The organism is Laceyella tengchongensis (assembly GCF_900182735.1).
GTDB lineage: Bacteria > Bacillota > Bacilli > Thermoactinomycetales > Thermoactinomycetaceae > Laceyella > Laceyella tengchongensis.
On record NZ_FXTU01000001.1, the window covers coordinates 587,095 to 607,926 of the forward strand.

The following is a 20,832-nucleotide window of genomic DNA, read 5'->3' on the forward strand; positions in this document are numbered from 1 at the left end:
ATATCAAATCGTCGGGAATGATGGAATATGACGGTGTCCGTTTCTGAAGGCTGTTCATGAAACAGGTGAAAAAAGGAGGGACTTGGATTACCAGAAATTATTCTGTTGTATTATAATGGTTACATAACTGGGATAGTCTGATCAATCAAGTTGGCACATAGGAAGGTGGCGAAAAACGCTTTCTCTGTTGAGTGCCAACGAATGGGAAATCGGTGTGAGTGACACCGGGTATGTTTATCAGACATTCCTTAAAAGAAAAAGTGAGGCAATATGAAGATCGGGTATCGTACGGTGAAGACAGCTGTTGGGACGGGTTTATCTTTAGCCATCGCCCAATGGCTTGGTTTGCAATTTTATAGTTCAGCTGCTGTGATTACTATCTTATGCATCAAAACGACGAAGAAAAAATCTTACCAAACCGCATGGGAGAGAGTGCTCGCTTGTGTGTTGGGATTGGTCTTGGCCATACTGGTCTTTGAACTGCTCGGATACCACGCTTGGGGGTTAACCATCCTGATGCTTTTGTTGATCCCCCTCTGCGTCAAGCTGAAAGCAACGGACGGCATTACGACGGCGACCGTGGTCATTTTGCATCTGTATATCCTGAAAGAGGTGTCCCTCCCCATTGTTATTAACGAGGGGCTACTGATTGTTATCGGGATCGGGATGGCGGTGCTGGCCAATATGCATATGCCGAGCAGCGAAAAGAAGTTGAAAGAGATTCAACAGCAGATCGAAGCCAACTTCAAGGCCATTTTGCGCGAACTGGCCGCTTATTTGCGCGATAAGGATCAACAATGGGACGGCAAAGAGATCACGGAGACGGCCCAGTTGTTGAAAGAGGCTAAGGCGTTGGCTCTGCGTGACATAGAAAATGTGGCTCCTTACGACTGCGCGTATTATTACCGCTACTTTGAAATGCGTGAGCGGCAGTTTGAAATTCTGGAACGGATCGCGCCCAGTGTTTCCTCATTGGATCATTGTTGTCAGGAGAGCCTTATCGTCGGCGAATTCTTGGATCGCTTGGCCGGCGCGGTTCATCCGGGCAATACCGCATCGCATTATTTGGAGGAATTGGAGCAGATCAGTCGTCGTTTTAAAGAGTCTGCCTTGCCGCAAACGCTTGAGGAATTTGAGACGCGCGCAGCGGTGTATCACTTTATCGGTGAAATGAAGCGCTATTTGAAAATTAAAAGGGACTTATGGATTAAGCAGAAGCAGAAGGAAGAGACTAAAAAGAACAAATTCAATTGGAAAAAAGCGGGATGTTTGTAATTCGCGCCGGGAGGGAAATGGGGATTCGACCGCCTAAGAGAGCCCCTTTTCTTCCCGGTGTTTTATGTTTTTAAGATTAAATCATATAATACCGCATGAAATGTTTTTGGAAGATATGAAATTTACTATATAATGGGATGGGGGAGATGGGATTTCTTTAGCGCAGTAAAAGGCGCTCGGCGGGCACCTGTGCCGCGTTTTGCGGTGCAGTGTCACTAGGGTGTGTCTGGCAGATCAAGTTAATAGGGAAGAAACGGCGGAAAAACCTTTTCTCGAGGAGCGCCTCGCTACGCGTGAAGCGAATGAGAAAATGGTTTTGGAGCCGCTGGCCTATTCATAAGACACGCTCTAGTAGTAAGTGGACGATGCCCGACCACTAAGGCAGGAATGCAAATCAACTTCCTTTGCCGCCGTTAGATTGGGACACCGATTGTATGAAAACTTTGTAGGAAGCGGGATGATGAAATGATTATTAAACAGTTGGGAGCACAACATATTAGTAAAGCAAGCATTTTACTTACCCATTCTTTTATTAAAAATGAACCGATGGCTGCTTTCTTGCGGATTCCCGAGGATGCATTTTACCGTTATTGTTATTTGACATTGGTTAAAGCTGTGGAACAACAAATGTCTTTTGTGGCGATAGAAGGGGAGCATTTGGCTGCCGTCGTTCTTGGTCGAAAAGCGACGGTGCCTTTTCTTAATAAAGAGGAAATCAAGAAAGTGTGTCCGGAACTAGATCCGATCATCACCTTATTTGAAGAAATAGAGAAAAAAGCTACCTCTTGTCTCGGCCCTGATACACTTGTGTTGGACATGGGAGCCAGTCATAGCGATTTTACTGGGCAAGGATTGGTTCAACAATTGGAGAAACGCGTCGTTGAACAAGGACAATCACAAGGGTATAACAAAGTGGCGATGATATGCACCAATGAAGCCTCCAAGCATATTTTTCGAAAGTTATTTCCGGCCACGGTGGCTAGCGGGATCAGTTATAAAGAATTTGTTTATCAAGGACAAGCTGTTTTTTCGGAAATAGAGCAAGACACATCGTGTGAATTGCTGTTTGCGAAACTTGATGATGTTCAAAAGTGATGGGGCGAAATGAAAAGCCATCTTCCCCTTACAAACCGTTTTCCCTTCGGGGGAAGCGGTTTTTGTGTGGAGTATGCAGTGAAATGCTGAGAAAGCCAAGGGATTGCTCACTCTTTTCCCCTAGGTTCGCGGCGAGCGTGGAAATGGATCTGGATGGCCTTTTTTTTGGTTTCACTAGGGGAAGTTGTGGAGATGGAGAGGGTTGTGGAATCCAGCTGTTCTTCTTCCATATCTCGTTCAAAAAAATGGTTCATGAAAATCCATTCCGGCTGAATCATGCCCATTGCCACTTGCGTATAGGGAAGAAATCTTGGATGGGTTGGGATTTTTTCTTCTTTTGTCAAAGAAAACACCTCCGTGTGCCTCTGATCAAGTATATGCTTGTGCGAGCTTGCCCCATGTGAAAGAAAGCGTTTTTTTGCCGCATTTTTCTTATTGAGTTTGTTTCGGATTACGAAATATAATAACTAATGTGTGCATGGCCGGGTCGTGACTGATAAATGTGTCCAGTAGCTTTAACACCATTTTCTCGTTCGCATAACACGTGATGAGGTTCGCATCGGGAAAAGGTCTTTTTGTACCTTGCTTACGTTATTTGCTAGATACGTCCCAATGGATTTGGCTGCAAACGTTTTTCTCATACGTCCAATTCCTGTGAGAAGCATGGGAAAAACGTTTGCAGCCAGTTGGCATGCGCCAAACACACGCAAGTGGATACGGACAGATGGGGGATATGGGAGGAACGATACGGATGAGATTGTGGACAAAAGATTTTATCTTGATTTGTCTGGCAAACTTTTTCTTGTTTGGCGGATTTTTTGTGTTGTTGTCAACCTTGCCGGTATATGCCGTAGATGAATTGCACGCACAGGAACAACAAGTGGGTTTGGTGATCGGTATATTCACGATGGCTTCTGTTCTGATGCGGCCATACGGTGGCTTGCTGGTAGATCAGTTGGATAGAAAAACGATTCTGGTGTGGACGATCGGATTGTATTTGGCCTCGACGATCGGGTATTTTGCGGCCATGAGCTTCATCTTGCTGTTGGCGATCCGCTTGTTGCACGGCGGGGCGTTTGGCATGGCTACCACTGCTTTGGGTGCGGCGGTGAATGATATCATTCCGCCGGCCAAACGCGGAGAAGGGCTGGGCTACTTTGGTACGTCCAACATGCTGGCGATGGTTGTCGGGCCGGCGTTTGGATTCTGGGTGGTCCAATCCCTGTCATATACCTGGCTGTTTCTGTTTTGCGGCTTATTTGTATTGATCAGCCTGTTGTTGATCATGCGGGTGAAGTTTCCTAAAAAAGCTAACCCCGCTCCAGCTATGCGCATCCGCCTTACGGATTGGGGAAAAATGATTGAGCGCAAAGCGTTTGCCTACTCTATGCCGATTATCGGCTTTGCCATGGTGTTTGGGGGCATTGTGTCGTTTATTTCGCTGTATGCAGCTGAACTGGGTGACGCAGATATGGCTGGCGGCTTTTATTTTTTCTATGCGTTGGCCTTAGTCGTCGCTCGATTGTTGTCAGGGCGCCTATTTGACCGCAAAGGGCCGGATTCTGTCGTGTACCCGAGCATCGCCTGTTATATTATCGGATTGATCTGCATGGCGATGGCGGAAGACCAGGCGCTTTTTTACACAGCGGGGGCGTTCATCGGCGCTGGGTATGGTAGTATTCAGCCCTGCTTGCAGGCCATGGTTATCTCAAAGGTGTCAGCGGCAAGGCGCGGCGCGGCCACGGCGACGTTTTTCATCGCTGCAGACGTCGGAATTGGCGTAGGCTCTTTCTTGTTGGGGATGATCGCCGCCTGGTTGGGTTACCGGGGGATGTTTTTGTTCGTACTGTTCTTTGTCGCCGTTTCTGCGCTGTTGTATTGGAAGGCGCGGCGAGCGGAAACAGGCTCTGGTCACCCGGATGTGACGCGTTTAAGCGCGTAATCGAAAAGTGAAGGAATATGCTTAAGGGATGGTTTTTGGTGCGATATGCGTCCAAGAATCATCCTTTTTTTAATAGTCGCCCTGTGCGATTTCCCCGGAAATATCTGAGCGAAACGGCACATGCATGGGTAGCTCGATTAAAATACCCCGTTTGGTTCTGTCACAAAGTCACCTGCTTTCTCGTCATATTAGTAAAACAGGGAATAAGGTGATAACATGAAAAAATATGATGTGGCAATCATAGGTGGCGGGCTCTCCGGATTGGTGGCGTCCATTTATCTGGCCAAAGCTGGGAAAGCGGTTGCTGTGTTGGAAAAATCTGATCGGTCGGGTGGGCGCGCAGGCACGGCACACAAGAACGGAGCGCTGTTTAATCTTGGTGGGCATGCGTTGTATCGCGGGGGTGAAGCTTTTTCTATTTTGCGGGAATTGGGTGTCGAGGTGCAAGGCGGTATTCCTAACGCAAAGGGTTACGCCATGTGGAACAATGACATTTATCCCTTGCCGGCCAGCGTGGGTTCGCTTCTAACTTCCAAGCTGTTAACCCTTTACGGGAAAAAAGAGTTTGTTAGCCTCATGGTTCGACTAAGCCGGATCGAGCCCCATGCCGTCGGCCGAATCAGTTTGCGAGAATGGGCGGAAAAAACTATACAGGATCCGATGGCGCGCCATATCTTTTATGCATTATGCCGAACCACAACCTTTGCGAACGATCCCGATCATCAGCTTGCTGGTGCGACCATAAAACAGTTACAGAGAGGATTGAAGGAGAATGTTCTCTATGTGGACGGAGGCTGGGAGTCCATTGTCAACAGCCTGCGGGATCAAGCCATCGCTACTGGGGTTACCTTGCTGAACCGGCAGACAGCAACACAAATCGAGCAAAGCGGCAAGATTTATCGCCTCCATTTTGCGGATGGCGCTATGCTGGAAGTTCCTTTCGTGATCGTCACCGTCGGCCCCGCACAGACTTGCCGGCTCGTTAAGGATGCAGAGCGCACTTCGCTCCGAAAATGGAGAGAGCAAGCCCGCCCGATTATCGCCGCCTGCCTAGATCTGGGACTTAAGAGATTGCCCAATCCCAAGCATCATTTTGTTATCGGCATCGACCAGCCTGTCTTTTTCACGAATCATTCCGCGGCTTCTAGGTTGAGCGAAGACGGCATCACGGTGGTGCATCTCGTCAAGTATCTCGGTGCGGAGCCTGGCAACCCCAGCGAGGATGAAAGACATTTAGAGCAGGTCATGGACCTTCTTCATCCCCAGTGGCGAAAGGAAGTTGTCGCTCGGCAATTCCTACCAAACATGACCGTTGTACATGACTCGGTCACGCTGGATAAAACATCATTCCCCGGACCGGAAGTTCCTGAAATGCGTGGCTTGTACATCGCGGGCGATGGGTGCGGGCATGGAGAGATGTTGGCGGATGCGGCGCTGGCTAGCGGGAAAAGGGCAGCTCTTCGCATCATTCAGGAATTTGCTATAAACCATGACGAAAGCGGGGTCAGCCCATACTGATGGAAACAGAGAAACTGTACGCAGAAACGAAGCCTTTGCTTATATCACTGGCATACCGCATGTTGGGTAGCATGATGGATGCGGAAGACATTGTACAGGAAGCGTTTATTTCCTTGAATGAAATCCCGTCAGCCCATGTGCGCAATCCAAAATCTTATTTGTGAAAAATAGTGACCCATCGTTGCATCGACTTGCTCAAATCAGCCCGCAAACAGCGTGAGGTATATGTCGGTCCGTGGTTGCCGGAGCCGATCATTACAGATAGAAATCCAGATGAGCTTTCGGAACAGTATGTGCAGAAAGAGACGATTTCCACAGCCTATCTATTGCTGTTGCAGCAGCTATCTTGGACGGAACGCGTTGTGTTTTTGTTGCGGGAGGTTTTGCAGTTTGATTACGATGAAATAGCGGAGATTGTAAACAAAAGCAATGCAAATTGCCGGCAAATCTTCAGCCGGGCCAAACGAAGCATCCATGGCGTCCCTGCAAATGGTGGGGAAATGCATGAGAAGGCGGGGGCAGTGGTTGAACAGTTTATCCAAGCGCTATCAATCGGAAATGTGAATCAATTGTTGGATCTGCTGTCGACAGATGTGACCCTGATCACCGATGGCGGTGGCAAGGTCAGAGCGGCGCTCCATCCGATCTTGGGCATGGACCGCATTATTCGTTTCTTTGCTGGAACTTTGCCCAAGGTGCCGGCGGGGGCGTCACTCCAAATGCGCAACGTCAACGGGCAACCAGGCATCATTGCGCTGGACGGCAATCAGGTTTTTTGTGCCATTTCGTTTCACATGCAAGGGGAGCGCATCAAGGCGATCTACATGGTTGTCAATCCGGATAAATTGATGGCTGTGCAAAAGGAGATACAGGGGAGTTCTGGCCTGGGGTACGCTTAATGAATACCGACGGGGACAAGTCCTAACCGCAGAAGTATTTTATGCGACAAGGCATTTGCGTTTTGGTTGCAACCGAACGCAAATGCCTTGTCATTTCTCTTGCTCATGATATTAATATTTATCCCAGCGTAACCATTTTGGGTAATGGTTTTTTAAGAGACCGCCCGACACTTTTCCCCAGCCGAGTCCAAAACCGTCAACACTGACCAAGGTCCAGCCTTTTTTCCGCGAAACTGGCAATGCCTCTCCCTGTAGATACAGCAACAGGTTAGGATCGTCTGCGTTGAAATTGACTGTTTGCGTTACTTGATCCGGCCAAACGGATAAGGCCAAGGCGTGGGAAGGAGCAAAATGACTCTTCTTGACTTGACCCAAGTAACGTCCCGGTCGCTCCACTTTTAATCCTTTCAAGGAAGGCAGTTCGTCAGGAACTAAATACAGATGTTCGCCGTACAGGGTTAACTGACCTTGTATGTGATCGGGTTCGCGAAATGTCTCTGCGGCAAATTGTTGCCAAAGCTTTTTAGCTTGCGCATGGACGGGCGGAAATTTGCCGGGCCGTTGCTTGCTTTCCTCCGCGTCGGGGTCTTTTTCCAAGACGGCCACAAAATGTCCTTCCCCCCGCAAGTGATGCGGCCAGAGCCGAGCTGCTTTGCTCAATTCGGGGTCGGCGGAAGTAGTCCAATCGGGTCGTCCCGGCTGATAATGCTCCGCCTGCGGAACTGGCACCAAGCGGAACTCGGGATGCTTCGTCAGGAAGCGAACCAGCAACTGCTCGTTTTCTTGCGGATTGAAGGTGCAGGTAGAGTAGACCAACCTTCCGCCGGGTTTCAGCATAGGGGCGGCGGCGGACACGATTTCCAACTGGAGATCGGCGCATTTCTTTGTGGCCCGCACACTCCAGCGTTCACGGGCATCTTTGTCTTTGCGGAACATCCCTTCCCCCGAACAGGGCGCGTCGATTAAGATGCGGTCAAAAAAGCCAGCGAAACGATGGGTCAAACGCAACGGGTTTTCATTTAGTACAACCGCGTTGGTCACACCGCATCGTTCGAGGTTCTCCACCAACGCCTTGATCCGTTTGCCATCGATCTCATTGGCGACGAGGAGACCCTGGCCTTGCATCTTCGCCGCGATTTGCGTTGTCTTTCCGCCAGGGGCGGCACACAGATCCAATATTGTCTCACCGGGCTGTGGCGCAAGCGCCTCTGCCGGCGACATCGCACTGGCATCTTGAATGTAGTAAAGGCCAGCGGCATGGTAGACATGCTTGCCTGGTCGGTCCTGCTCATGATCATAATAAAAGGCTTCCCTGCACCAGGGAATCGGTTGCAGATGAAAAGCGACACGTTCAGCCAATTGCGCGGGGGATAGTTTAAGCGTGTTGACGCGCAGGCTGCGGGTGGGCGCTTCTTCATATGTATGGATAAACGTTTCGTATTCCTCCTGAAGCAATGCACGCATCTGCTTCAAGTAGTCTTCTGGCAGTGAAACCATGCTTGTCCTCCTCAAAACCTAGATACACGAAATTATAACATAAAATGGCGTGATTCCCTTCATGCGTGACAAGAGGGTTTGAGCGATTGGGGAGAGGGGAAAAGGGGGAGATGAATTGGGCAGACGGCGATGAGGAGGCGATGAGATGAGCATTCCGAAATTCCCCAGCGTTCCCCCGCTCAGTGGGGCACAAATCCGGGCGTTGACAGAGCTTGTCTTCAGGCCTGATCTGACCGAGCGAACAGTACCGTGTTATGATCTGTTGTTTGTTTTTGGGGGTTCTCATCCCGAAATCTGGATTACGGCGGCACACGCCTATCAGCAAGGGATCGTAAAGCAGGTTTTGATCACTGGGGGGTATAAGGAAAATGCCACGCGACACCACACTTGGACCTATGGAAGAACGCCGGAAGCGCAGGTGATTCGTGACAAGTTGGTGGAGTTGGGGGTTCCTAAAGAGAAGATGGTCTGGGAAGATCAATCGGCCAATTCATTGGAAAATGTCTGGTTTGGACTGCAACGAGTCGACGTGAGTCGCCTTTCGACGATTTTATTTGTCAGTAAAGCGTATGCTGTGGGCAGGCAGCATCGTACCTTGACGAGGCATCTGCCGGAGCGGATCACCCTCGCAGCTTACCCAGCACTCACGACCATCGGCAAGATTCCTGTAACATCTTGGGGATGGTCGCGAGTGTTGGCGCACCGAGCGGTGGTGTACGGTGAGTATTTGCGCATGGTGGCGTATGGAAAACGCGGTCATCTGACGCCGCTTGAGAAAGAGATTACGGGTTTGTGAGTCAGGCTTGTGCTACTTCCTGTTCGCGCAACCGAAGTTCGGATTGCAACTCTACGAGGAGTGAAATGTACTTCTCATTGTTGCCGATGTTTTTCCAACACTCAGATAAGTTGAGTAAGATTCGTTCTTTCAGGCGTTGGAAGGAATATTGGTTGGTGATAGTTAATGCTTCGTCATAGGGTTGAATGGCTTTCTGGTGTTTCCCTGTCTCAAGATAGTAATCACCTAGAGCGACCAGTGATTCGCAGAAGCGATGGGCGTCGTTGTATTTGCGGCCTTTGGCTACCGCTGTGGTTAGCTGTTCATATGATTGATCGTATTTTTTCATTTTGCTGTACAGTTTCCCGAGTTGCGTATGGGTGGAGACTAACACATATTTTTTGTCCTTGAGTTTCCCTTCAAGGCGGAGGGCCAGATTGTAGCAATTTTCGGCGGTCATATAGTCATCCGCGTTTTGCAGGATATTCCCCCAAACAGTGAGTAGCTCGACTCCTTTTTCATGGGTTCCGTTTTCACGGGCGATAAATAATCCTTCTTTGGCATATTGCAATGCTTTTTCATATTTTTTCTTCTGATTGAGCAGCGTCGCCTTCAACTCATACATATTGAGCTTTACTTCTAAGCTGTTGATATCTTGGATCGAGTCCCACAGCTCATCCAGAGTCTGCAAAGCTTCATCAATACGATATTGCTTTTCTAGGAAAGACACTTTGTCGATCATCAAGAAATATTTGATTTCTTGGCGGTCGGCATTTTCATTGTATGCGGCCAAGCCTTTGTTGGTATATTCAAGCGCTTGTTGGAGTGAGTTGTCCCGTTGATAATAAATGCGACCCAATTCCTTGTAACAGGCGGCTTTAATATTGCTGTTGGACAAGAACTGCTTAGAGTTGATATGTTGGATGGATTGCTTGAAGAACTTCTCAGCCGTTTTTAAGTTGTTTTTCTTAACATAACACAAGCCTTTCAGATACAGAATGATATCCATATACCCGCCTTGGGTATGCTTTTGCAGAAAGCGAAGCCGCTCCAATGCGCCATCGCAATCAAGGTTGATACATGTTTCTATAAGGAAGAGCAAGTTTTCCAATTGCTTGTGTTCCCTTTGTTCGCGATGGATCAATTGGGGAATGTCTTCGATGTTAAATCCAAGTTTTTTACAATAATATTCGCGGTTTTGAGGTTTAACCGTCGGAATGCCTCGCTCGATACTGCTGATGGTGGCAAAAGAGATATGCTCATCCTCCAAGTCTTTTAAGCGCAAGCCTTTTTCTTTGCGTATCTTTCGCAAGGCTTCACCCAATGTTTTTAAGTCATTCACGTTCACTGTGATCACCTCTTTGCTTTAATCTTATTTTTTTGATAATGATTTGTCTAGCGTTTTTTCGCATTAAATCGCAAAGTTTATATAATTTGAAATAAATAATTAAAAAAATGTGTATCTGAGTCTTTTTTGATCCTATTTTGCGGTTTTTTAAAAATTGTTTAAAAAAATGATTCGTTATTCACTTGGCGGATTTACAAAAAAACATCCGCCGTTTGGGGCGGGTGCCTGGCGGGGATCATCAGACCTGATTGTGTTCTTTTACAATCGAATCTCCTTTTTGTTCAAAGTGATTTTTGTATTCCACAAGCTCGATCTCACAACCAGGGCCGATTAGGACGTTGTTGCCGCGTACGACTTTGGCTTTGGTTTTCTCCAGGTAAATATCATCGCCTTCGATGGTGTCGGCGATCAGTTCATTGGTGTAGTGGAGGATGGACTTAAGCCATTTGACAAGGGAGAAATCCAATCCGTCTTTCTCGACGCGGATCGTTTCCCCGCCGATTTCCCTCGCTTGGCATTTGCCATATAGCCGCACGTGGATTAGCCCCGCGTTAAGTAGGCCATCGATGGTGAACCCTCCGCGCGCTTGGAACGATTCTGCAGAGCAATCCCCATTGACGGTGGCTCCGCCTTTGATTTCAATTTCTTCACCGATTAGATTGCCGTTGACAGTGGCAGATCCGATCACTGTCAACTCTTGACAATGCGCTTGCCCGTGAATGTGCGCCTGCCCTTTCACTTTCATCTCATCGGTGTGCACCTCGCCCTTGACTGTGGTCTCCCCCACGATGTCAAACCGTTCGGCTTTGATGTTGCCTTTAAACGTGGTCACGCCGTAAGCTTTGATGCTGTTGCAGTCCACATCGCCGTGGATGCGTCCCTCGCCATTAATGCTTAAACGGTCGTATACGCCGCCATTGGCGCTTCCGGTACCAGAGATAGTCAAATCACGGCGGTTCTCTTTATCCATGCGACTCGCCTCCATGCCATTTCAATTTGCATTCTTCCATGCAGGTCAACAGATTCATGGTGAAAACCACGCGGACGCCTTCTTCAAAATAGATGTCCCCAGATTGGGCCAGGATAAATGAAGTGACACCCATTTTGCGAATAAAGATCAATTGCCCGCCGGCTTGCTCCACTTTCTCAAAGTGGTCGTGCAACAGTTGGAGGAGCGTCTTTCCTTCCTCTAGGTTGATGTCTCCTTTGGAGAGCAATTTGTCGAGAATGTAGATGTGGAGAACTTCTTTAAATGTGAAGCGTTGTTGCTCAGCAAACTGTTGCGTGTACAATTTCAGAGCAATATCCGAAACAATGTTACGTTCGATTAATTCGTGTCTCTCCAGCGCGGTGGTTATCGGAACGGTGGAGAACATGCCGGCAATCTCATCCAGAGAGAGATCATCTTTCAGGTTTTTAATCTTTTCTACCCGATCGAGGATTTGCTCTTTTGGAAAGAAAGTTTCTTGCCCCGTGTAAGTCGATTTGCGAATGAACCATTCTTCGGGAATGAGGTTTTTGCGCTTCCATCGGTAAAGCTGGCCATAAGAGATTCCGGTCAGCTCCAGTAGGTCTTTTTTGGAAATGAGTTCCTGCTCCATCGCGGCACCCTCCTTTGTCATTAGTGTAACATAACATTGTTACGTTGTGAAGTGATGTTTGCGGAATGGGGCTTGCTTCACATTATATTCCCAAATGTGACGGGAAAACATGGATTTAGGGCATAAAAAAGACCTGATCCGCGGCAAATGTACGCTTGCCACGGATCAGGAGCGCTATCACATTGGAAGGGCAATCATCTGTAATAGACGCCATTGTAATATACATATCCGACAGGATCATGTGTGAAATGGATCACGGCGTAACAGCAGTTTTCCGGTGTTTTGTAAGCCTCATCTTCAGGGATGAATTCCCCTTTGATTTGGATGGAAGAACCGACGCGCAAGGGAAGGGCACCTTCCGTTCCCCGCTCATCGATCCGGATGGACGCGAAGATTGTGCTAGGTACCGATACGGATCCACTGACGCGGCGGACGTTGCTGATCAGTGCGTATTGGTGTTCCCCGTCGGAGTCATACCCGGGTAGAGATTGAATTGTACCGGTGATGGTCACAACTGGCCATGCTTCGATGCTGACAGTTTGCTGTTCAGGCACCCCAGCTTCCGCTTGGACGGGTAGCATGACGGAGAAGACCAACAAAAAGGCGAGTATAAGTTGACGTAAGATATTAAACATTGCCATCCCTCCTGTAGAATAAAACGGGGGCTTAACCGCGCCCCCGTTTTATTCTAGCATGTTGGGTTAATAAATGTTTAAAGTTAATGATTAATTTAAATTAATTAATCATTCATTAAAAAATGAAAGATATTCATTTTGAATGTAAAAAAATATGTGTTCGCGTTACCGTCATTTTTGTTTATTCGCTTTGCTGGCTTTGATTTGCCACCATGCGATAGCCACAAAAGGAATGGAAATAAAGATGATCAACAAAGTCCAATTTAATATGCTCATGCTAACACGGCTACCCCTTTCCGATCAGGACGACAATGATTGACCATAGTATTTTCTCTGAGGGAGAATCTATGCATCGCTTGACCCGGCGTTTTTATTGACGCCGGGTTTGTCGACTAAAAAGGGTGCCGATTTCGTCCGTAAAGTGGGGAAACAAGGTCAATTCCTGACCGCCTGCTCGGCCGCGCTTTTGCCTGCCACATAGCCGGTGCAAGACGCCGCAGTGATATTGTAGCCGCCGGTGTATCCGTGAATGTCCAGAATCTCGCCGCAAAAATACAAACCGGTCATCCGTTTCGACTGCATCGTTTTGGGATCGATTTCTTTCACATGCACGCCACCGCCAGTAACAAATGCTTTTTCCAAAGGCAGTGTGCCATTCACTTCAATAATGAATTGTTTGGCCTCTTGGCATAATCGGTGCAATTGTTCCCGGGAAAGATTGGCGGCATTCAGATCTTCGTCGATCTGCGCCCGATTCATCAAGACAGGAACCATGCGTTCGGGGATAAGGGGCTTCAAGATGTTTCGCACTGCTTTCTTTGGATTGGCTTTCATTTTCGCCCACAGCTTTTCTTCCCACGGTTCCGCTTTTTGGTCGGGGAATAAGTCAATGGCCACAGGAATCGTGCGTGCGCCCGTTTTCTTCAACTGCTTGACGACAAACTGACTGCATCTTAGAGCGATAGGGCCGGAAAGGCCGAAATGGGTGAACAGCATGTCTCCACGGTGTTCGATGATTTTCTTACCTTTGGGATTGAGCACACTAAGTGCCACATCCCGCAGGGACAAGCCTTGCAGGGTCCGTTGCTTGATCAGTGCTTCGGATGACGTGAGGGGGACTTCGGTGGGAAACAGTTCGGTGATCGTATGACCTGCAGCTTCCGCCCAGGCGTAACCATCCCCGCTGGAACCGGTGTGGGAAGCCGCCTTTCCCCCTGTTGCCACAATGACCGATGGCGCATAGATTCTTTCCTTGTCTTGCGTTTCGACGCCAACGACCCGGCCGTTTTCATAAAGCACCCGTTTGACGGGCGTATTTACGCGGATCGTTGTTCCGACCATTTTCACTTTTTTCACCAGGGCTTGTACCACGGTTTTGGCGCTGTCAGTCACGGGAAACATCCGCCCATTGTCTTCTTCTTTCAAGGCCACGCCAAGGTCTTCAAAAAAATGCATGAGATCGCGATTGTTGAAGACGGAGAAAACGCTGTATAAAAACCGTCCGTTGCCGGGAATGTTCTGGATTAATTCGTCAATCTCTTTGATATTGGTGACATTGCACCGGCCGCCTCCCGAGATGGCCAGTTTTTTACCGAGTTTTTCGCCTTTGTCCAAGAGCAGGACGCGGGCGCCGTGCATTCCGGCCGCGGCGCTGGCCATCAAGCCTGCCGGTCCACCGCCGATCACGATGACATCGTAATTCATATGCCAACTCCTTTGCATCGCCTCTAGGGGTATCTTTGCCCAACCTTATTCATTTTAGGCGAAAGCGTGGTCATTGAAAAGGGAAGCGGGCGTCATCACTTAGCTCACCTCGATGCGACAGGAACAGCGTGGGGGAAAAGAAAAAAGGGTGGATTTCCCGCGATATTGTTTCTATAATCGAAAGAGTTGTGAGGTAACAGTGATATAGGTAAGAAGGGTATGGTAATGCCATGAGACAGACAAATTGGTTTTCCTTCGGTTTCACTACGGCGCAATGGTTTATTTTTTTGCTCGCCAATGCGCTGTCCTTGCCGATTGTCATCGGGCAAATTTATCATTTGCCGCCGGAGGAAGTCGCCGGGTTGATGCAACGTACTTTTTTTGTGATAGGTCTGACGTCATTTTTACAAGGCTGGTTGGGTCATCGTTTTCCGCTATCAGACGGGCCGGCCGGAATTTGGCTCGGCATTTTTGTCATCATGGGAGAGTTGGCGGCCAACACGGGTCAGCAGCCCGAAGAGGTGTTGCGTGTCATGGTTGGCGGCATGATCGTTGCCGGGCTATTGATCTTGCTCTTGGCCGGGTTGCGCTTAATTCCAAAGATGTTAGGGATATTCACGCCATTGGTGACGGGTTCTTTCTTAATGTTACTGGCCATTCAATTGAGTGGTGTTTTTTTGCGCGGAATGATGGATATCCGAACGGTGAGCGGAACCGTTCGCTGGGATCTCGTCGGGGTGTCCTTAGTGGTGTTTGCGTTGGTTTTATGTTTCACTACGTGGGGCAAAGGCTGGATGCGTAGCTATGCCGTGTTGATCGGGATTGTGGTCGGCTGGGCCGGATTTACTGCCTTGGGCTATCAAAGCAATTCGTTTACACATAGCGGTTTTTTCACCCTGCCTGAATTCTTGGCTTGGGGCGGGCCTATTTTTGAGCCGGGTATGGTGGTATCCGCCATCGTGGTCGCCTTGATCTTGCTGTCCAATCTGATTGCTAGCACGAACGCGATGCAACAGGTGTTGACAGGGGAAGCGAAGGTTGCGCCAAGTGTGCTGACTCGGGCAGGGGTCTGGTCGGGGGTGGCCACCATCCTGTCGGCGCTATTCTCCACTGTGGGGATGGTTCCCTTGACGGTGGCGGCTGGCTTTGTGGAAATGACCGGCCAAAAGCGCAGGGGGCCTTTCTTGACCGCTTGTTTGGCATTGGCCGGGGTGGCGTTGATTCCGGTGGTAATCGGATTTTTGTCCAAGTTGCCAGGGCCGATCGCTTACGCCGCTTTATTGGCATCGTTTGGCCAGATGTTCGGATTGGGATTGCACGGTGTGTTAAAAGAGCCACTTGATCCAAGGCGAACACGCATATTGGGTTTGACGCTGTCGCTGGGAGCCGGGATGATGTTTTTGCCGGCTTCACTATTCCTATCTATGCCTTCCGTGTTGCAGTCCTTTTTCAGCAATGGATTGTTGGTGGGAACCGTTATCTGCATTTTGTTTGAACAGCTGTGGCCGCCGAACAGGAGCAAATGGGCCAAGAATTGACGCGGGAATTGGTAAGGATGCTTGCTATCCGCAGGGTGCGGGTGGAAATTCTCCATTGAGGGAATGGACGCCCGCACCTTTTTTTGTTTGCTGGCTTTCAATTATGACCATAATGGAAGCATCAGTGATGAAGGCAGGTGGTGCCGATGGCCGAACAACAGCAAAAGCCTTGGTGGCAAACAGCCAAATTGACCGTTGATTTGGAAACCAATGTGCGATGGTTAAATGAAATATTGGGGGTTAATGAGAGTTTTGATATGATTTGCCGCCGAACGGAATACGGGGGCAAAGCGTGCGCATTTTATTTTGTGGACGGGTTTGCCAAGGACGATATCCTCAATCGCATCATGGAGCAATTGGCCCGATTGAGCCCCAGGGATATGCGCGTTGATGCGATTGAGAAGTTGGTAAATACGGAAATCGCCTACATCGAAGTAGAGACGACGGATGAGCTAGAAAAAGTAGTGAACGCGGTTTTGTCAGGCCCTACGGTGTTGTTGGTGGAAGGGGAAGCGACCGCGATCATCATCGACGCGCGCACCTATCCGGCCCGCGGTCCAGAAGAGCCGGACATCGAACGGGTGGTCAGGGGGGCGCGCGACGGGTTTGTAGAGACGATCATCTTCAATACGGCGTTGACACGCCGCCATCTGCGCGATCCCAGCTTGCGGATGGAATATATGCAAGTGGGGACGCGGTCGCGTACTGATGTGTGCATCGCTTATGTGAAAGACATTGTCGATCCGAAGGTTGTGGAAGAGGTACGGCGGGCCATCGGCAAAGTGAAAACGGACAGCCTGCCGATGGCGGAGAAAAGCTTGGAAGAATACCTGTTTAAGCGGTATTGGAATCCATATCCGATGGTTCGTTACACAGAACGGCCAGACGTGGCGGCGGTGCACTTGTTGGAAGGGCATGTGCTGATCTATGTGGATACTTCCCCCAGTGTCATGATCACCCCTATTACCCTATTTCATCATGTACAACATGCGGAAGAATACCGCCAACAGCCTGTGGTCGGGGCGTTTTTGCGATGGACAAGGTTGTTGGCCTTGCTGGCATCCCTGTTTCTGTTGCCTTTGTGGTATCTGATCGCCACCCAACCCGAACTTTTTCCCGCCGAGCTCGCGGTGATCGGGCCGGACAAGAAGGCTGCGATTCCTTTGTTTTTACAAATATTGATTGCCGATATCGGTGTAGAAGTGTTGAGGATGGCTTCGATTCACACCCCGTCACCGCTGGCTACGGCCATGGGCTTGGTCGCCGGGATTTTGTTGGGGGAGACCGCGGTGCAAGTGGGGCTATTCACTTCGGAAGTCATCTTGTATGTGGCCATTTCAGCGATTGGTACGTTTGCTTCCCCCAGTTATGAATTGGGGTTGGCCAATAAGCTGTCGCGGCTCTATTTTTTGACGATGACGGCATTATTCGGATGGATCGGCTTTGTTGGCAGCATTTTGTTCTGGTTTGTTTGGCTGATGCGCGTCGAAGTATTGCAAACGCCTTACCTGTGGCCGTTGATTCCTTTTAATGGTAAAGCGATGTGGGATGTGCTCGTTCGGACGCCGATGCCCAACAAGACGAAGCGGCCGCGCGTGCTGTCACCCCAAGATCCTGACCGCAAATGAAATGATCCTTGTGAAAAATCACAGGGATTTTTTTATATGTATTTAAAAATGGTCAAAAATTAGATAAAATAATCTATAGTGATCATAGTGTTAATTCTTAATAATCGCACCGCTAAATTGAATGACTGTTCAGTCGAAAAGAGGAGGAGTTCTGATGGCCGATACGGAAAAAGTGTGGCTTAAACATTACCCGCCACAAGTGCCCCATCATCTGAATTACCCGGATGTTCCATTGACGCAGTTTTTGGTGGACGCCGCTCGCGACTATCCGGAGCGTGACGCGATTTTCTTCCTGGGAAAACGGATGACATATCGCCAGGTGTTGGAAGATTCCTACCGCCTCGCACATGCGTTGAAGTCGCTGGGGATCTCAAGGGGAGAGCGGATCGGCATCATGTTGCCCAACTCACCACAAGCCGTCATCGCTTATTACGCCGCACTGTTTGCAGGCGGTATCGTGGTGCAATTTAATCCGCTTTACATGAAGCGGGAGCTCGAGCACCAATTGAATGATGCAGAAGTGGAGACCCTCATTTGTTTGGATATGGTGTATCCTCGAGTCAGTGAAGTGAAAGCGCAAACAAAACTGAAACATACGATAGTTACGAGTATTTCTGACTATTTGCCGTTTCCGAAGAACTGGTTGTTCCAGCTTAAGAGCCGTTTTGACAACACGCATGTGGAGATTCCAGAAGCGCCTGGCGTGTTCAAATTGAAAAAGATCATGTCTCAAGCCCCGTCTAGTCCGGTGGAGACTCCATATGACTCCGGAGACGACGTGGCGTTGTTGCAGTACACCGGAGGGACGACCGGACTTGCCAAAGGCGCGATGTTGACCCATCGCAACTTGGTGGTGAACTGCTGTCAAGCGGAGGCGTGGATGTACCAAGCGCAACGGGGTGCAGACACGATTTTGGGAGCGCTTCCCTTTTTCCATGTGTATGGGATGACAGTGGTGATGAACTTTGCGGTGCGCTTGGCGGCAACGATGATCCTTGTGCCCAAGTTTGACCGCGACTTGATTCTTAAGCTGATTACGGAACACCGCCCATCGTATTTTCCAGGGGCGCCCACGATGTATGTGGGATTGATCAACCACCCCGATATCAAAAAGTATGACCTATCTTCCATCAACGCCTGTCTGAGCGGTTCGGCTCCATTGCCAATCGAAGTGCAAGAGCAGTTTGAAGCGTTGACGGGTGGCTTGTTGATCGAGGGGTACGGCATGACCGAATCTTCCCCTGTCACCCATGCCAACTTGATCTGGGAGCGAACCAAAAGCGGGACGATCGGGTTGCCGTGGCCGGACACGGAGGCGCGCATTGTGGATTTGGAAACGGGGGAAGTGCTGCCACCGGGCCAAGCAGGGGAGTTGCAAGTGAAAGGGCCCCAAGTGATGAAAGGGTATTGGAAGCGTCCGGAAGAGACGGCCAAAGTGTTGGTTGACGGGTGGTTGTGTACAGGAGATATTGCCAAGATGGATGAAGACGGATATTTTTATATCATTGACCGCAAGAAAGATATGATCATCGCCGGTGGATTCAACATCTATCCGCGCGAGGTGGAAGAAGTGCTGTTTGAGCATCCCGCCATTCAGGAAGCAGCAGTGGTCGGTGTGCCCGATCCTTACCGGGGAGAGACGGTCAAAGCGTATATCGTGTTAAAAGAAGGCATGCAATTGTCTGAAAAAGAGTTGGAAAAGTTTTGCCGGGAGCGCTTGGCCAGCTATAAAATTCCGCGACTAGTCGAATTTCGAAAAGAATTACCAAAATCGACAATCGGAAAAGTATTAAGAAGGGTATTATTGGATGAAGAAATGCAAAAAAACAAGAACGAAGGAGCGTAATGAAGAGTTGATCGGTAAAGTCGACATCAAAAGTATAAAAATACATTGACAATTGAATAATGTCATACTACACTTGAAATTGAATGAATAGTCATTCAGTGATAAGGCAGAGGGGAACATGACCATGGCTAAACGGACAGGAGAAAAGTATGAAGCGATTATTGATGCGGCAACTCGCGTGATCGCCGAATACGGCTATCATAACGCCCAGGTGTCCAAAATTGCCCGTGAAGCCAAGGTGGCGGATGGTACCATTTATCTCTACTTCGAAAATAAAGATGACGTGCTCATCTCCTTGTTCAGTGAGAAGATGGGAGCATTTATCAGCCGGGCAGAAGAGGAACTGGCTCAAGTCGATTCAGCTGTCGACCAGTTGTACAAACTGATCTGCTTGCATTTTGAGCATCTGGAAAAGGATCATCAACTGGCGATTGTCACGCAGATTGAGCTGAGGCAATCCAATCCTGAAGTACGCAAAGGGATTGGGGAAATTCTCAAACGGTATTTGGATGTAATCGACGGCATTGTCGAAAAAGGGATGCGAGAAGGTGTGTTTCGCCAGGATCTCGATGTGCGGATCACGCGCAGGATGATTTTCGGCACGTTGGATGAGACCGTCACATCTTGGATCATGAAGGATCACAAGTATCGGTTGATGGACCAAGTGGATGAATTGCATCGCTTATTTGTCAATGGGATGGGAAGCCAACGAAATGATGCAAACGCTTAGGAGGGAAGCCGCATGAATATCCTCGTATGTTTGAAACAAACGTTTGACACCGAAGAGCGGATCACCATTGAAAATGGCCGCATCAGCGAAGAGGGTGTGGAATTCGTCATCAACCCTTACGATGAGTATGCAGTAGAAGAAGCGATTCGCCTAAAAGAAAAACACGGTGGCGAAGTGACGGTGTTGACCATCGGGCCAGATCGCGCCGAGCAGGCGTTGCGCACGGCGATGGCGATGGGAGCTGACAAAGGCGTGATTGTCGACATCGAAGAATTGGACGACGCCGTTGATGAACACACCATCGCGAAAATCCTGCATGCGACGATCGAAGAGGAAGACTTGGAATACGATCTGATCTTGTGTGGGTCGATGGCGGTGGATGATGGTTCTTCCCAAGTGGGGCCCCGATTGGCAGAACTATTGGAGATCCCCCATGTTTCAACGATTGTGAAACTGGAAGTGGATGGCGATAAGGTGACAGTGGAGAAAGACGTGGAAGGGGACTTGGAAATCATTGAGACCAAGTTGCCATTGCTTGTGACGGCACAGCAAGGATTGAACGACCCTCGTTATCCATCCCTGCCAGGCATCATGAAAGCCAAAAAGAAACCGCTTACGCGCTTGGAGTTGGATGATCTCGACTTGGATGAAGAAGACATCAAAGCCAAAACGGAGATCACTGAAATCTTCTTGCCGCCTAAGAAAGAAGCGGGCAAAGTGTTGCAAGGGGACATTCCTGATCAAGTGAAAGAACTGGTGCAATTATTACATTCGGAAGCTAAAGTGATCTAACGGCGAGGA

General features: G+C 49.0%; 17 protein-coding genes and 1 pseudogene. 11 read left to right on the forward strand and 7 right to left on the reverse strand.

Features of this window, described 5'->3' with window-relative positions:
* Positions 1-270: 270 nt before the first annotated feature.
* Positions 271-1,275 (forward strand): aromatic acid exporter family protein, encoded by a 1,005-nt coding sequence (locus QQZ12_RS02885; protein WP_102991914.1) that lies wholly within the window; start codon positions 271-273, stop codon positions 1,273-1,275.
* Between the two features lie 465 nt (positions 1,276-1,740).
* Entirely contained in the window at positions 1,741-2,370 is a 630-nt protein-coding gene (locus QQZ12_RS02890; protein ID WP_284723933.1) for a hypothetical protein, read from the forward strand.
* A gap of 107 nt (positions 2,371-2,477) precedes the next feature.
* On the opposite strand, the gene QQZ12_RS02895 is transcribed toward QQZ12_RS02890, so the two are convergent.
* Positions 2,478-2,714, reverse strand: a complete 237-nt coding sequence (locus QQZ12_RS02895) for a hypothetical protein (RefSeq protein ID WP_102991916.1) — start codon at positions 2,712-2,714, stop codon at positions 2,478-2,480.
* A gap of 407 nt (positions 2,715-3,121) precedes the next feature.
* Between QQZ12_RS02895 and QQZ12_RS02900 the strand changes: the two genes are divergently transcribed.
* The 3 genes and pseudogenes from QQZ12_RS02900 to QQZ12_RS02910 all read left to right on the forward strand — a co-directional run bounded on the left by QQZ12_RS02900 (position 3,122) and on the right by QQZ12_RS02910 (position 6,729).
* Complete coding sequence (locus tag QQZ12_RS02900; protein WP_284723934.1) at positions 3,122-4,312, forward strand: MFS transporter; 1,191 nt, start codon at positions 3,122-3,124, stop codon at positions 4,310-4,312.
* A gap of 216 nt (positions 4,313-4,528) precedes the next feature.
* Positions 4,529-5,830 carry a phytoene desaturase family protein gene (locus QQZ12_RS02905; RefSeq protein ID WP_284723935.1) on the forward strand — a complete coding sequence of 434 codons (1,302 nt, stop codon included), beginning with the start codon at positions 4,529-4,531 and terminating at the stop codon, positions 5,828-5,830.
* Positions 5,830-6,729: pseudogene (locus tag QQZ12_RS02910) on the forward strand (RNA polymerase sigma-70 factor). Before QQZ12_RS02905 ends, QQZ12_RS02910 begins: the two are co-directional and overlap by 1 nt.
* A gap of 111 nt (positions 6,730-6,840) precedes the next feature.
* Here the strand turns inward: QQZ12_RS02910 and QQZ12_RS02915 are convergent.
* Entirely contained in the window at positions 6,841-8,226 is a 1,386-nt protein-coding gene (locus tag QQZ12_RS02915; RefSeq protein WP_102991920.1) for an RsmF rRNA methyltransferase first C-terminal domain-containing protein, read from the reverse strand.
* A 145-nt stretch (positions 8,227-8,371) separates the two neighbouring features.
* Here QQZ12_RS02915 and QQZ12_RS02920 point away from each other — a divergent pair, with 145 nt between their 5' ends.
* On the forward strand, positions 8,372-9,022 hold the full coding sequence (locus tag QQZ12_RS02920) for a YdcF family protein (RefSeq protein WP_284723936.1): 651 nt from the start codon (positions 8,372-8,374) through the stop codon (positions 9,020-9,022).
* 1 nt (position 9,023) lies between these two features.
* On the opposite strand, the gene QQZ12_RS02925 is transcribed toward QQZ12_RS02920, so the two are convergent.
* From QQZ12_RS02925 to QQZ12_RS02945, 5 genes are all read right to left on the reverse strand, one after another.
* A complete protein-coding gene (locus QQZ12_RS02925) occupies positions 9,024-10,349 on the reverse strand; it encodes a helix-turn-helix domain-containing protein (RefSeq protein WP_102991922.1) in 1,326 nt (441 codons plus the stop codon).
* A 238-nt stretch (positions 10,350-10,587) separates the two neighbouring features.
* Positions 10,588-11,319 (reverse strand): bactofilin family protein, encoded by a 732-nt coding sequence (locus QQZ12_RS02930; protein ID WP_102991923.1) that lies wholly within the window; start codon positions 11,317-11,319, stop codon positions 10,588-10,590.
* Positions 11,312-11,950: a YhbD family protein gene (locus tag QQZ12_RS02935; protein ID WP_102991924.1), complete on the reverse strand. Its 639-nt coding sequence runs from the start codon at positions 11,948-11,950 to the stop codon at positions 11,312-11,314. Before QQZ12_RS02935 ends, QQZ12_RS02930 begins: the two co-directional genes overlap by 8 nt.
* A 194-nt stretch (positions 11,951-12,144) precedes the next feature.
* Positions 12,145-12,585, reverse strand: coding sequence for a hypothetical protein (locus tag QQZ12_RS02940; RefSeq protein ID WP_102991925.1), 441 nt, complete (start codon positions 12,583-12,585; stop codon positions 12,145-12,147).
* 435 nt (positions 12,586-13,020) lie between these two features.
* Positions 13,021-14,289: a BaiN/RdsA family NAD(P)/FAD-dependent oxidoreductase gene (locus tag QQZ12_RS02945; protein WP_284723937.1), complete on the reverse strand. Its 1,269-nt coding sequence runs from the start codon at positions 14,287-14,289 to the stop codon at positions 13,021-13,023.
* Positions 14,290-14,519: 230 nt separating this feature from the next.
* On the opposite strand from QQZ12_RS02945, the gene QQZ12_RS02950 reads away from it, so the two are divergent.
* The 5 genes from QQZ12_RS02950 (at position 14,520) to QQZ12_RS02970 (ending at position 20,823) form a co-directional block, all read left to right on the forward strand.
* The gene (locus tag QQZ12_RS02950) at positions 14,520-15,827 is read left to right on the forward strand and encodes a purine/pyrimidine permease (protein WP_102991927.1); all 1,308 of its coding nucleotides are present in this window, start codon (positions 14,520-14,522) and stop codon (positions 15,825-15,827) included.
* Positions 15,828-15,973: 146 nt separating this feature from the next.
* Positions 15,974-17,455 carry a spore germination protein gene (locus QQZ12_RS02955; protein WP_284723938.1) on the forward strand — a complete coding sequence of 494 codons (1,482 nt, stop codon included), beginning with the start codon at positions 15,974-15,976 and terminating at the stop codon, positions 17,453-17,455.
* Positions 17,456-17,609: 154 nt separating this feature from the next.
* Positions 17,610-19,301, forward strand: coding sequence for an AMP-binding protein (locus tag QQZ12_RS02960; protein WP_284723939.1), 1,692 nt, complete (start codon positions 17,610-17,612; stop codon positions 19,299-19,301).
* A gap of 124 nt (positions 19,302-19,425) precedes the next feature.
* The gene (gene fadR, locus QQZ12_RS02965; protein ID WP_022735908.1) at positions 19,426-20,031 is read left to right on the forward strand and encodes a fatty acid metabolism transcriptional regulator FadR; all 606 of its coding nucleotides are present in this window, start codon (positions 19,426-19,428) and stop codon (positions 20,029-20,031) included.
* 12 nt (positions 20,032-20,043) lie between these two features.
* Positions 20,044-20,823 (forward strand): electron transfer flavoprotein subunit beta/FixA family protein, encoded by a 780-nt coding sequence (locus tag QQZ12_RS02970; protein ID WP_245888300.1) that lies wholly within the window; start codon positions 20,044-20,046, stop codon positions 20,821-20,823.
* Positions 20,824-20,832 lie beyond the last annotated feature (9 nt).